The sequence below is a fragment of the Hydrogenophaga intermedia genome, from assembly GCF_023715105.1.
GTDB classification, from domain to species: domain Bacteria; phylum Pseudomonadota; class Gammaproteobacteria; order Burkholderiales; family Burkholderiaceae_C; genus Hydrogenophaga; species Hydrogenophaga intermedia_A.
The window spans coordinates 176735-188678 of the sequence record NZ_JAMBNO010000003.1 but is presented as its reverse complement, the minus strand read 5'-3'; the positions used below and the strand labels follow the sequence as shown (position 1 = coordinate 188678).

13 protein-coding genes are annotated in these 11944 nt (G+C 65.9%); 3 read left to right on the top strand and 10 right to left on the bottom strand.

What is annotated here, in order from left to right:
* Window positions 1–122: 122 nt before the first annotated feature.
* From M3149_RS04215 to M3149_RS04205, 3 genes are read left to right on the top strand one after another with little or no spacing between them, the layout of a single operon-like run.
* The gene (locus M3149_RS04215) at window positions 123–1100 is read left to right on the top strand and encodes a Bug family tripartite tricarboxylate transporter substrate binding protein (protein ID WP_251708085.1); all 978 of its coding nucleotides are present in this window, start codon (window positions 123–125) and stop codon (window positions 1098–1100) included.
* An 8-nt stretch (window positions 1101–1108) separates the two neighbouring features.
* Window positions 1109–2092 (top strand): NADPH:quinone oxidoreductase family protein, encoded by a 984-nt coding sequence (locus M3149_RS04210; RefSeq protein WP_251708084.1) that lies wholly within the window; start codon window positions 1109–1111, stop codon window positions 2090–2092.
* 52 nt (window positions 2093–2144) lie between these two features.
* The gene (locus M3149_RS04205; protein ID WP_285886441.1) at window positions 2145–3293 is read left to right on the top strand and encodes an acyl-CoA dehydrogenase family protein; all 1149 of its coding nucleotides are present in this window, start codon (window positions 2145–2147) and stop codon (window positions 3291–3293) included.
* Between the two features lie 28 nt (window positions 3294–3321).
* Here the strand turns inward: M3149_RS04205 and M3149_RS04200 are convergent, their stop codons facing one another.
* From M3149_RS04200 to M3149_RS04160, 10 genes are all read right to left on the bottom strand, one after another.
* The gene (locus M3149_RS04200; protein WP_251708082.1) at window positions 3322–4191 is read right to left on the bottom strand and encodes a tripartite tricarboxylate transporter substrate binding protein; all 870 of its coding nucleotides are present in this window, start codon (window positions 4189–4191) and stop codon (window positions 3322–3324) included.
* 6 nt (window positions 4192–4197) lie between these two features.
* The gene (locus M3149_RS04195; RefSeq protein WP_251708177.1) at window positions 4198–4848 is read right to left on the bottom strand and encodes a 4-carboxy-4-hydroxy-2-oxoadipate aldolase/oxaloacetate decarboxylase; all 651 of its coding nucleotides are present in this window, start codon (window positions 4846–4848) and stop codon (window positions 4198–4200) included.
* A gap of 14 nt (window positions 4849–4862) precedes the next feature.
* Window positions 4863–5519, bottom strand: coding sequence for an RraA family protein (locus M3149_RS04190; protein WP_251708081.1), 657 nt, complete (start codon window positions 5517–5519; stop codon window positions 4863–4865).
* A gap of 17 nt (window positions 5520–5536) precedes the next feature.
* Window positions 5537–6205, bottom strand: a complete 669-nt coding sequence (locus tag M3149_RS04185; RefSeq protein ID WP_251708080.1) for an RraA family protein — start codon at window positions 6203–6205, stop codon at window positions 5537–5539.
* A complete protein-coding gene (locus M3149_RS22995; protein WP_285886440.1) occupies window positions 6202–6336 on the bottom strand; it encodes a hypothetical protein in 135 nt (44 codons plus the stop codon). Before M3149_RS22995 ends, M3149_RS04185 begins: the two co-directional genes overlap by 4 nt.
* Window positions 6337–6414: 78 nt before the next feature.
* Window positions 6415–7398, bottom strand: a complete 984-nt coding sequence (locus M3149_RS04180) for a PDR/VanB family oxidoreductase (protein ID WP_251708079.1) — start codon at window positions 7396–7398, stop codon at window positions 6415–6417.
* Complete coding sequence (locus M3149_RS04175) at window positions 7398–8588, bottom strand: Gfo/Idh/MocA family protein (RefSeq protein ID WP_251708078.1); 1191 nt, start codon at window positions 8586–8588, stop codon at window positions 7398–7400. Before M3149_RS04175 ends, M3149_RS04180 begins: the two co-directional genes overlap by 1 nt.
* Window positions 8585–9535, bottom strand: a complete 951-nt coding sequence (locus M3149_RS04170) for a Bug family tripartite tricarboxylate transporter substrate binding protein (protein ID WP_251708077.1) — start codon at window positions 9533–9535, stop codon at window positions 8585–8587. Before M3149_RS04170 ends, M3149_RS04175 begins: the two co-directional genes overlap by 4 nt.
* 13 nt (window positions 9536–9548) lie before the next feature.
* On the bottom strand, window positions 9549–10886 hold the full coding sequence (locus tag M3149_RS04165; protein WP_251708076.1) for a Rieske 2Fe-2S domain-containing protein: 1338 nt from the start codon (window positions 10884–10886) through the stop codon (window positions 9549–9551).
* Window positions 10887–10900: 14 nt separating this feature from the next.
* On the bottom strand, window positions 10901–11938 hold the full coding sequence (locus M3149_RS04160) for a protocatechuate 3,4-dioxygenase (RefSeq protein WP_251708075.1): 1038 nt from the start codon (window positions 11936–11938) through the stop codon (window positions 10901–10903).
* Between the last annotated feature and the right edge of the window lie 6 nt (window positions 11939–11944).

The window sequence follows — 11944 nt, the reverse complement described above, 5'->3', positions numbered from 1 at the left end:
GCCGCGACCTGGCTTGGAGCACCCTTTCGTTTGCCTATGCAAAGGGCGTTGACCTTCGGGATCGTGGATGATATTTTCTGAACCGCGTTCGGTTTTTTGAACCCTTCAGCCGGAGACCGTGCATGACGACGAGAATCGCCAGCCAGTTGCTGGCCATCGGATGCCTCGCAAGCCTGCTGGTCCCGGCTGCTGGGGCCCAGGAGGCATACCCGACCAAGCCTGTGCGCCTGGTGATCGGCTTCGCCGCGGGCGGCGGCACGGACGTGATCGCGCGTGCTTTGGCCGAGCGGCTGGGCGGCATTCTCGGCCAGCCGGTGGTGCTCGACAACAAGGTCGGGGCGAACGGGAACATCGCCGGCGAGATCGTGGCGAAGGCGCTACCCGATGGGTACACCCTCTTGTACAACACCTCCTCCATCGTGATCAGCCCGGCGCTGTATCCGAAACTGTCCTACGACGTCACCAAGGATCTCATTCCGGTCTCGATGACGGCGAACCTGCCGCTCGTGCTGGTCGCTTCGAAGAAGCTCGACGTACGTTCCCCACAGGACTTCGTCAGCTACCTGAAGCGCAATCCAGGAAAGCTCAACTACGCATCGGCCGGGAATGGAAACATCACGCATCTGTCCACGCTGCTGATGCTGCAGTCTCTCGGGGCGCAAGCGACCCATGTCCCCTACCGCAGCGAGGCACCGGCGCTGGCCGACCTCGCCGGCGGCCAGGTCCACTTCTACCTCGCCACCGCACCGGGTGCGATCCCCCTGATCAAGGATGACCGCATCCGCGGACTTGCCGTCGGCACGCTGGAGCGCATGGACACGCTGCCGCAGCTGCCCACCATGTCAGAGGCGGTGGTCAAGGGTCTGGAGGTCGGCGCCTGGTCGGGCATCATGGCACCGGCCGGCACCAAGCCGGAAATCATCCAGAAACTGGATGCCGCGATCGCCGCCGCGCTGAAGGACAAGGCACTGCTGGAGAAGTTCGCGGCGCAGGGCGCGCTGCCCCGCTACATGCCATCGGCGCAATACGGCACGTACATGCGCGACGAACTGGGCAGGTGGGTGCAGATCGTGAAGGCAAACCCCGTGAAGATCGACTGAGCCGCCACATGTACACCGCCGTCGTCTGCCGCACCCACGACGGCCCGGATTCGCTGGTGCTCGAGCAGTTGCCGAGCCGACCACTGGCCGCCGGCCAGGTGCGCATCGCGATGCAGGCGGCGGGTCTCAATTTTCCCGACCTGCTGATGTCGCGGAACCTGTACCAGGTGAAGCCGCAGCTGCCCTTCACGCCCGGCATGGAGGGGGCGGGCCGCATCAGCGAGGTCGGCGACGGCGTCACCGGCTACGCCGTGGGCGACCGGGTGATGTTCACCGCGTGGCATGGCTGCTTTGCGCAGGAGGCGATTGCACCGGCGGAGGAACTACTGCGCGTGCCACAGGACTTCACTTTCGCCGAGGCTGCGTCGTTCGTCGTGGCAGTCTCCACGGCGACGAACGCCTTGCTGCAACGCGCCACCCTGCAGCCGGGTGAGACGTTGCTGGTGCACGGGGCCGCGGGTGGCGTCGGCCTCGCAGCAGTGCAGGTTGGCAAGTTCCTCGGTGCGCGCGTGATCGCCACGGCGTCCAGTGCCGACAGGCTGGCCCTCGCTGCCAGCGAGGGCGCGGACTTCGGCATCGACTACCGCCGTGAGAACTTCAAGGAGCGGGTGCTCGAGATCACCGCCGGCGAAGGCGCGGACGTCATCCTCGACACGGTGGGCGGCGAGGTCTTCGAGCAATCCATGCGCTGCATTGCCTGGGGCGGGCGTCTGCTCGTGGTGGGGTTCGCCAGCGGACAGATCCCCCAGGTGAGGACGAACCAGCCCTTGCTCAAGTGCTTCAGCATCGTGGGCGTACGGGCGCTCGAACATGTCAAGCGCCGGCCACACGAGGGGGCAGCCTACCGGGCCTGGATGCTGGACGCCGCGGCGCACGGCAAGCTGCGGCCGAGGGTGTGCGCGACTTTTCCGCTGGCGCGGTTCCGCGACGCGTTGGCGCTGCTCGAAGGACGGCAGGCGACCGGCCGCGTCGTGCTCGAGATGCCATCGTGAGCTGGCGGAACCGCGCTTTCACGGAAAGAAAGGAATCCAGGTGTCCCTCCTGTTGACCGAAGACCAGGTGCAGATCCGCGAGCTCGTGCGCCGTATCGCACGTGAACGCGTCGCGCCCCGCGCCGCCGAGATCGACCGCACTGCGGAGTACCCGCAGGACATGTTCGACCTGCTGCGCGAGCTCGGCCTCTTCGCGCTGCCGTTCCCCGAGGCGTACGGCGGCTCGAACAGCATGGTGTCGTCGTGCCTCGCGATCGAGGAACTCGGGCGCGCGTGCTACAACACGGCCTACCTCCTGCTGCTGCAATGGGTGCCTTTCGGCGCCATCCTCGCCGGAGGCACGCAGGAGCAGCGCGAACGTTTCCTGCCGCGGCTGGCAGCCGGCGAATTGCGTGGCGCCATCTCGAGCACGGAGCCGCAGAGCGGGTCCGATGTGGCAGGCATCAGGACGCGCGCAGCCGAAGTACCGGGCGGGTTCCGGCTGACCGGCTCCAAGATCTGGTGCACCAACTCGCACATCGCGGACTTCGTGCTGGTGGCGGCTCGGGTCGGTGACGAGAAAGGCAAGGGGTCGGGGAGCATCGGCCTGTTCATCGTGGAGCGCGGAACGCCAGGGTTCGTGGTGGGACGTAGGGAAGACAAGATGGGCGCGCGGGGCGTGCCGGCTTGCGCGCTGTTCCTCGACGATGCATTCGTCCCGAGTGAGAACGTGCTGGGCGAGCCCGGCAAGGGCTTCAAGCTCGTGATGGAGACATTCAACAAGAGCCGTCCGCTGATCGGCGCGCGCGGCGTGGGGCTGGCGCAGGGGGCGACCGACCTCGCCCGGGAATTCGTGCAGAACCGGCAGGCTTTCGGCCAGCGTGTCAGCGATTTCCAGGGGGTACGCTGGATGCTGGCGGACATGGCGATGCAGACGGAGGCCGCGCGCAACCTCGTCTACAAGGCGGCTGCGATGGTGGACGCAGGCGTGTCGCTCGAGCAGCTCGCATCCATCGCGGCCATGTCCAAGTGCTTCGCGACCGACGCCGCCATGAAGGTGGCCACCGATGCGGTGCAACTGTTCGGCGCCGCCGGCATCTCCAACGAATACCCCATCAACCGCTACTTCCGCGACGCGAAGGTCCTGCAGATCGTCGAGGGGACCAACCAGATCCAGCGGAACATCATCGCGGACCGTTTGCTCGGTCGCGGGGCGCGCTGAACGCCTGTCGGGACTTACCCGAGGTGCCTCACTGCCGCGGGATGTTCGTCGCGCGGATCGCGGCGCCGAAACGATCCGTGTAGCTTCGAAAGCTGGCAGCGAGTTCTGACGGCGAGAGATGCGCGGGCGGCGGGGAACTGTTGATGACTGCGATGGCGTCGCGGAAGGCCGGGTTCCCCATGATGCGGCCGATCGTCTGGTTCAACCGAGCGACGATGTCGGGCGGAGTGCCGGGCGGCGCCAAGATGGCGCTCGGCACGCTAACGTCCACGGGGAAGCCGGCTGCTTCCCTCACTGTCGGAAGACCAGGGTAGTTCGGCGAACGCGTGCTGGAGGCAAGCGCCAGGTAGCGCAGCTTGCCGGCCTTCACGTGCGGTGACGCCACGCCGGCGTCGAAAGCGAAGTCGACCTCCTTCGCCAACAGCGCGTTGGTCGTTTGCGCGGAACCCTTGTAAGGCACGTGCACCGCCTTGATGCCGGCGCCGCTGAGCAGCAACTCCGCAGCGACGTGCAGAGGACTGCCGGTCCCCGACGAGCCGTAGGTCAGTTTGCCGGGGTTCTGCTTGGCGTAGGCAATCAGATCATTGACGCTATGAATGGGAAGATCCGCTCTCACGACCAGTGGAAGCGGCGAGAGGCTGGTTGCTGCCACGGGCACCAGTTCCTTTTGCATGTCGAACTGGTACAGGTGCGGGTTCATGGTGATCGTACTGCCCGGCGAGTACAGCAGCGTATAACCGTCGGGAGCGGCACGCACCACGTATTCGACGCCAACGTTGCCGGCTGCGCCGACGCGGTTCTCCACGACCACCGGCTGCCGCAGTTCTTCGGCAAGAAAGCGTCCGATCACCCGCGCGGCAACATCGGGCGCGCTCTGTTGCCTCCTGTCGGTATGCATGACGGTTCAGAAGTTGTAGATCTCGAGCGTGCGCTCGCCGGCCCGCAGCCGCTGCAGGATTGCCGCTTCCTTGGCCTCGCGCTGCTCGGCGTCGTGCACGAGTTCCGCCGCCCGCTGGCGCGGCAGCACCACCACGCCATCGGCGTCGCCGACCACGAGGTCGCCGGGATGGACTGCGAGGTTGCCGAACAGGGTCGGATGGTTGATCCAGCCGCGCGCGTCAAAGTCCTTGCCCGTGCCGCGGATGCAGAGTCCCCGCGCGAACACCGGAAAGCCCAACTGCTCGAGCATGGCGCCGTCGCGCACGCAGCCGTCAATGGCCAAGCCGCCGAGGCCGCGCGCCTTCGCCGCCACCGACATGATCTCGCCCCAGTACCCCCACTCGTGAGCATCGCCCACGTGCACGACCAGCACGTCGCCCGGCTGCGTCACATAGATGGCGCGGTGCAGCCAGAGGTTGTCAGCGCCCGGTGAATCGACCGTCACGACGGGGCCACAGATGCGGAAGGAAGGCGCTACCGGCTTGATGGCGCTGGGCATACTGCCGATGCGCCCGGCCGCCTCGTGCAGCGTGGCTGCCGACAGCCGGCGCGCCTTCTCCACCACGGCAGGCGCCACACGGTCTATGTCCGCGCGGATGGTCGGGCCCGAAGGCATCTTCGGAGCGCCACTCACGGCGTGTTCCTCGCCTGGAGCTGGTGGTAGCGGTGCTTCTCGCGTGCATCGCGCAGGCTCATGCCTTCGCGCACGCTCTTGCGGATCGCGTCCTCCGCGGACTGGATCTCTTCCGCGGCGGCGAGCACTTCTTGCTCGAAGGAGGCGGGGATGACCACTACGCCGTCGGCGTCGCCGCGGATCAGGTCCCCCGGGCAGACGCGCACGTTGCCCACGTTCACTGGCACCTGCGTGGCCTCCACCTGCACCCGGTCCTTGCCTGTGCGCATCCAGTGGTCGCGGCTGAACACGGGGTAATTCAGCTCCAGGCACAGGGAGACGTCGCGGTTGATGCCATCGATCAGCGTTCCGGCGATGCCCTTGCGGCTGGCGATCTCCGTGAGGATGTCGCCCCAGACAGTGCAGTCTTCCCGGCCATTGTTGTCCAGCACGACGACCGTGCCCGGCGGCAGGTCGTCGATGTAATCGCCCACGGTGCCGGCGGGCTGACCGGCGGGGCCGTAGCGCAGGGTCCAGGCACGTCCCGTCATCCGGAAAGAAGCCGAGCGCGGCTTGATCTTCGAGCACTGGCCGATCAGCCCGTGCCGGTCCAGCGCATCGCTGAGCGTCGCCGTGTCCAGCTTCGCAGCGCGCGCGACGTTCATGTCCTGCATGCCGATGTTTCTCCCGCTCATTTGAGCATGTGTTCGTAGTCGGCGCCCATGACCTCGGTGATCCGCGCACCGGCGAGAAGCGCCTTGGCCATGGCGGCCTCACGGCCGGCGATGTGTTCGGCAGTGTCAAGGACACGACCGATGTCCGCCGCGGAGACGAAGACCACGCCGCTGGCGTCGGCAATGGCGTAATCCCCCGTGCCCACCGTGACGTCACCAATCGAGATCGGACGACCTGCCTCTGATTCCACGACGCGGCCGCGCGCGGTGCGCGCCGTCAGCGCGCGCGCGTAAACCGGGAAGTCGTAAGCGCGGGCCTCGTCGATGTCGCGCACGGGGCCATCCGCGATCACGCCAGCGATTCCGCGCAGCTTGGCACCGAGTGACAGGATGCCGCCCCAACTGCCCGCGTCCAGGCCGGTGCGCTGCTCGACGACCACCACGTCACCCGGCTGCGCCATCTCGATCGCGGTCGTGCCGAGGTGGCGTGGAGGGCCTTCCTGCGCGGGCGCTTGCGCAGCTGCAACCAGGCGGTAAGTGACCACGCGGCCGGCAATGCGCCGCGTGGTGGACCGCTGTTCCAGGCCACTCAACGCGGCAGGAAGTCCCAGTTTGTCCATGGCATCGGAGACGGCACAGACATCGAGCCGCGAAAGGCGGCGGACGAATTCGGCGGGCGTGCTCATGCCGAGTCCTCCCACCGTGTGGCGGTGCCAGGCAACCGCGGCGGCAGGCCGGCATGCAGCTCATGCAACCGCGCGGCGCAGTCGTACAGGCCGCGTAAGCACTCGAGCAATTCCCTGGGGTCGATGCTCATGCGTCGCTCTCCTCTCGTGATGGTGCTGCCAGCTCGGTTCCGCCGCCTTGCCGTCGCCTTGGGGTGCGGCAGCCGTAACTACAGGTCAAGAGTGATGGCATCTCCCTTGGCTCGGGAGACACAGATCATCATGCTCCTGTGACACGCCGGGTCTGCAAGGATCAGGTCACGGTGATCGCACTCGCCGCTGACCACCCTTGCCTCACAGCTGCCGCAAATGCCCTCCATGCAGGAGTAAGGGACGTCCAGGCCCGCCGCGCGGACGACTTCCAGTATCGACTGGTGGGCGCCCACCTGGAGCGTGAGGTTGCTCCGCGCCAGATGCACCGTGAACGCCGAGTCCGGCCCGGTCCCCGCGGCCTCGGGCGGAGCCGAGAACCACTCGACGTGCACCGTCCGTTTGTCGCGATGCCGGACCACGTCGAGGAATGCTTGAAGGAGGCTGCTCGGGCCGCAGCAGTAAAGGTGTGTGTCAGCGGAGGTTTTCTCCACCAGGGCCTGCAGGTCGAGTTTCGAAACTCCAGGCATCGCATCGAAAACCGGCACCACTTCGCCTCCGAGCTTCAGCAGATCCTGCAGGAAGGCCGCTCGCGCCGGAGTTCGCGCACAGTAGTACATCGACCAGTTCCTGTTCAGCGTGGTGAGGCGACGCGCCATCGACAGCAACGGCGTGATTCCGATACCTCCGGCGATCAGCAGGCTTCGCGCAGCGTCCTCTGCCAGTGGGAAGTTGTTGCATGGCTCTCCGACGCGCAGGACCTGCCCTTCACGCACGTGATCGTGAATCCATTGCGACCCGCCTCGACTCGCCGGATCCCGCGCCACGGCGATGACATAACGGTGGCGCTCCGACGGGTCGTTGGCCAGGGAGTAGTGGCGCTGCAGCCCACCCCGTTCAGTGGGGACGTGAACCTCGATGTGGGCACCCGCGCTGAATCCTGGAAGGTACTCTCCCGGCATCGCCCGCAGTTCGAGCGAGACGACGCCTTCGGCCTCCTCGCGCCGAGCCGCGACGACCACATCCCGCATGGGAACGCCATCGGCGCGCAAGACCGCACTCATCAAAGGAAAACCTCCGCGCCGGTCTCGCCCGAGCGCAGCACCGCAAGGCAAGCAGCCAGCGTGCCGCGAGCAAATCGGCCATCGTGGATCGGCGGCTTGCCGTCGATCACGGCCGCACAGAACTCGTCCAGCAAGGCAGCGCGCCCGGTTCGCGAACAGTCGATCGAGACCTCCCGCACACCTTCGTCATCATAAACAGTCAGGCCAGCGGGGGAAGTGCGAACGTCCGCGCGTTCATAGGTCAGGATCATCTGCCCGAAATGAGCCTGATGCGTCGGCACGCTCGTTGGCAAGTTTCCTCCATACCCGTAGCGGTCCGTTCTCATTGCGGCTTCTCCACCTCCTGCCGCGAGCTCCCGGAGCCGACGGCGCGTGGCGCCATGGGTCGGGCGCTTCACGCGACCACTGGAGCTCACCCAGCCGTGAAACTCGTCGCTGTCGAAGTGGTCGTAGCCGCTGTAGACCATGGTCGCGGCCGCTCCAGACGCGAACTGCACGAACGCTGCGCAGCACCCTTCCGTGGGACGCGTGCCGTCCAGCTTCCACAGCGAGGCACGAACTGAGCGTACCTCGGAATTCGCGGCGAAGCGAGCCACTTCGATCTGATGGGGGATCTGGTTGTAGATGATGCCGCCGCCCTGCGCCGTGTCGAGCTCTTCGGGTCGGCGCGGTCGATACATGAAATCCGTGTAGTTCAGCATCGCCACCATGGCCAGCCGGCCGAACTCACCTCGCGCAGTGAAGTCCCGCAACACGCTCACCGCCGGATCCGAACTGTGCGTGTGTCCCACCATCATCACGATGCCGGCCCGCTCCGTCGATTCGATCATCTCGTCGCAGTGCTGCAACGTCAGCGCAATGGGCTTCTCGACGATCACATGCTTGCCGTATCTTGCGGCAAGATGCACATGATCCCGGTGCAATTGGTGCGGGGTCGCGATGTACACCGCATCGATGTCAGGACGCGCAACGAGTGCCTCGGCCGTTTCCTCTGCGGCAATTCCGTAGTCTCTGGCAAACCGCTGACGCAGCAGCGCGTTCAAGTCCGCCGCGCCACCCAGGACCGTGCGGGGATGGGACGCCAGGGCAGGCACCATGATGCCCCCCGCCATTCCCAGCCCGAGCACGCCCACGCGCAAGCGCCGATCGCTACCGCTATTGAACTGTGACATCTGGCGCAGCTGGCTCATTGCCGAGGGATGTTCGCCGCGCGGATCGCGGCGCCGAAACGATCCGTGTAGCTTCGAAAGCTGGCGGCGAGTTCGGACGGCGAGAGATGCGTGGGCGGCGGGGCGCTGTTGATGACCGAGATGGCGTCGCGGAAAGCCGGATTCGCCATGATGCGGCCGATCATCTGGTTCAAGCGGGCCACCAGTTCGGGCGGAGTGCCGGGAGGCGCGAAGATCCCGCCGGGCACGCTCACTTCCACGGGAAAGCCGGCTGCTTCCTCCACTGTCGGAACACCAGGGTAGCTCGGAGAACGCGCGCTGGAGGCAAGCGCCAGGTAGCGCAGCTTGCCGGCCTTCACGTGCGGTGAGGCCACGCCGGCGTCGAAAGCGAAGTCGATTTCCTTCGCCAGCAGCGCGTTGGTCGTTTGCGCGGAACCCTTGTAAGGCACGTGCACCGCCTTGATGCCGGCGCCGCTGAGCAGCAACTCCGCAGCGACGTGCAGAGGACTGCCGGCCCCCGACGAGCCGTAGGTCAGCTTGCCGGGGTTCTGCTTGGCGTAGGCAATCAGATCCTTGACGCTATGGATGGGAAGATCCGCTCTCACGACCAGCGGGAGCGCCGAGAGGTTGACCGCTGCCACGGGCACCAGTTCCTTTTGCAGGTCGAACTGGTACAGGTGCGGGTTCATGGTGATCGTACTGCCCGGCGAGTACAGCAGCGTATAACCGTCGGGAGCGGCACGCACCACGTATTCGACGCCAACGTTGCCCGCTGCGCCGACGCGGTTCTCCACGACCACCGGCTGCCGCAGTTCTTCCGAGAGAAAACGCCCTACTGTCCGCGCCAGCACATCGGGCGCGCTGCCGGGGGCAAAGTTGGTCACCAGCTTCACAGGCCTGTCCGGCCATGTCTGCGCAAGGCTCATCAAGGGCAGCAGAAGCAAGAAAGAAAGAAAGAGCCTGATCATCTGTTGTCTCCGCTCATGAAAGAACCTGCTGCATGCGCTGGCGAACTTCAGGGGTCTGCAGCAGACTTTCGAAATCGCCTTCCGCAGACATCGCCGCCACTGAACGCTGCTTGTACGAGTCCGGGTTCCGGGGCAGAGCGGGCTCGATGCCGCTCGAGAGGTCCTTCGCTGCCTTCAGAAGCATGCGCCGCGCCGTGATCACCGGCAGGTCGGACGGCACGAGCATCTCTCGACTGCGGTCCACGATCTTTCCTGGCCCCACTCCAGGAACACTGCGCATGTTCTCCTGAAGAGAGCGATCCTGATCGGTGATGGCCTGAACGCCCGCGAATGTCAGCGACTTTTGGCGTTCGCGGTCGATCTTGTAGTCGTTCTCGCGAGTCGCCAGGGGCAGGAACGTGTCGATGACGAACCCCTCCGGCAGCTGGTACGCCCCTGCCTGCAGGGGTGGCGGGAAGGCCGCACCGGACAGGAACATGGCTCGGTGCTCGCTGCTCAGCGGCTCTCCGTGACGATATGAATAGGTGAAGATCATGACGTGTTCGTCGTCCACTGGAACCCAGGCCCTGCCGCCCCGCGGGTAGAGATCGCCGGGATCATTGGGGATCATGCTGAACATCGGCATGAACCACTGCGTGACGCGCCAGTAGTACTGCCCTGGCGATTCGGTCTGCCGGCGAGCGCCGTAGATGAAGCCGTAGTCCGTTTCCCGGAGCGTGATGAGCGGGGCCCCGTCGTTCATGGCGGGCGGCAGCGTCGGGCTCAGCGGCGCCGCCAGCGACCGATGCAGGAAACTCACATGTGAGGTGTCGATTTCGCCTTCCATGCCCTGCGCCCAATTGGATCGCTGGAGCCAGCGAGCCACCTGCACGTGCGAGGGGGGCAGGCCCAGCCACTCCAGGCCGGGAAGCGACGGCTCGAGTTCCGGCGGGCCCATGTAGATCCAGACCAAGCCGCCGGCCTCCTTGGCTGGGTAGGAGGTGAGCTTCGCACGCTGCCGCAGCGCCGGGGCGTTCGCCGTGGCAGGCAGATTGGGAATGTCGACGCAGTTTCCATGAACGTCGAATTTCCACCCGTGATAAGCGCAGCGGATGCCGCGTTCCTCGTTGCGGCCGAAGAACAGCGGCGCGAGCTTGTGGGGACAGTACGCGTCGATGATGCCGACCAGCCCTTGACTGTCCCGGAAGGCGAGCAGGTCTTCCCCCATCACCCGGATGCGCTTGGGCGCGCCGTCCGGCTCCTCGATTTCGGAGGTGAGCAGCGCCGGCAGCCAGAACCGCCGAAGCAGCTCGCCCATCGGCGTCCCCTTGCCGACGCGGCAAAGGAGTTCATTGTCGTCCTTGTTGAGCATACTCGAAGCGCCCTTCAGTGATGAGCATCGCCGCCTGCAGCGGCGTGGGTGTCGGCATCCGGAGCCCAGACTGCGAAAGCCGCCCCCACGCCTGTTCCGGCGGGGGTGCGGTAAAGCGGGTGGTAGGCGTGCCAACGCATTTGCAGCGGGCCTGCCGCACCGGCCAGCGCGATCCAGTTCAGGATTTCGGAGGAGCCGGAAATCAAGGCCGCGCGCGGAATCGAAGTCAGGGTTTGCGCATCACCCAGCGCCATCGCGCCGAGGATTTTCCGGTCGAGGTCTTCGTCCACGACAAAATGGCTCAAGCCGCCGGACGCGATGAGTGCAACCCGCAGGTCATCCGGGACGGCTTCGACCACTCGGCGGAGTGCCTGTCCGAAATGCCAGCAACGCGATGCGCTGGGAACGTTGGGACCGTAGTACGTATTCAGCAGCACGGGTGCGACCGGGAGGCTCCGACCACGGAACAAGCGTTTCACGATAAAGCCGTAGGCGTGTCCGAATCCGGCGGCATCCGGCTCCTCGACACGATCGCAGGCGGCGATGTCGAAGTCCTCGTCAACGAGGCCTCGGATCAGGTTTTCGCTGAAAGATGCCGCGCCCGGGATGGTGTGTTGATCGTCCATCAGGTAACCGCGGGCCATGGCGTTGCGCCACCCCTCGCGCTCGTCCGGAGGGAATTTGCGGCAAGTCACGATCTGAGCGCCATGGAAGATGGCGATCGCAGGCTGGTTGGAGGAACCAAACAGTTCGCGCTGGTCGTCGCCGATGATGACAACGATGTCCGGTCTGGCCGCCGACAACGCGTCCGCAAGGTGGTCCAGTGCAGCGTTGCAGGCGCTCTCTTTTTGCGCCAGGATTTCCGGCGAGATCTGTTCCGCGCAACGCGGCCCGAGTTCAGCCAGAACCTCGTCGTACCGCAGCAGTCTTCCGTCGCTCATGTTGAGCGCCTGATTGGCATAGTCTGCTTCGGCGCGGTGGCGCCAATGCTCCGACCCGAGCGTGAGAAGTGGGGTGTGCGACGAACCGATCCCCAGAACGATGCGTGCCATGGCGGT

Coding starts and splice junctions, on each gene's coding strand:
- M3149_RS04215 (WP_251708085.1), top strand. CDS start 123: ATGACGACGAGAATCGCCAGCCAGTTGCTGGCCATCGGATGCCTCGCA.
- M3149_RS04210 (WP_251708084.1), top strand. CDS start 1,109: ATGTACACCGCCGTCGTCTGCCGCACCCACGACGGCCCGGATTCGCTG.
- M3149_RS04200 (WP_251708082.1), bottom strand. CDS start 4,191: ATGCATACCGACAGGAGGCAACAGAGCGCGCCCGATGTTGCCGCGCGG.
- M3149_RS04195 (WP_251708177.1), bottom strand. CDS start 4,848: ATGCCTTCGGGCCCGACCATCCGCGCGGACATAGACCGTGTGGCGCCT.
- M3149_RS04190 (WP_251708081.1), bottom strand. CDS start 5,519: ATGCAGGACATGAACGTCGCGCGCGCTGCGAAGCTGGACACGGCGACG.
- M3149_RS04185 (WP_251708080.1), bottom strand. CDS start 6,205: ATGAGCACGCCCGCCGAATTCGTCCGCCGCCTTTCGCGGCTCGATGTC.
- M3149_RS22995 (WP_285886440.1), bottom strand. CDS start 6,336: ATGAGCATCGACCCCAGGGAATTGCTCGAGTGCTTACGCGGCCTGTAC.
- M3149_RS04180 (WP_251708079.1), bottom strand. CDS start 7,398: ATGAGTGCGGTCTTGCGCGCCGATGGCGTTCCCATGCGGGATGTGGTC.
- M3149_RS04175 (WP_251708078.1), bottom strand. CDS start 8,588: ATGAGCCAGCTGCGCCAGATGTCACAGTTCAATAGCGGTAGCGATCGG.
- M3149_RS04170 (WP_251708077.1), bottom strand. CDS start 9,535: ATGATCAGGCTCTTTCTTTCTTTCTTGCTTCTGCTGCCCTTGATGAGC.
- M3149_RS04165 (WP_251708076.1), bottom strand. CDS start 10,886: ATGCTCAACAAGGACGACAATGAACTCCTTTGCCGCGTCGGCAAGGGG.
- M3149_RS04160 (WP_251708075.1), bottom strand. CDS start 11,938: ATGGCACGCATCGTTCTGGGGATCGGTTCGTCGCACACCCCACTTCTC.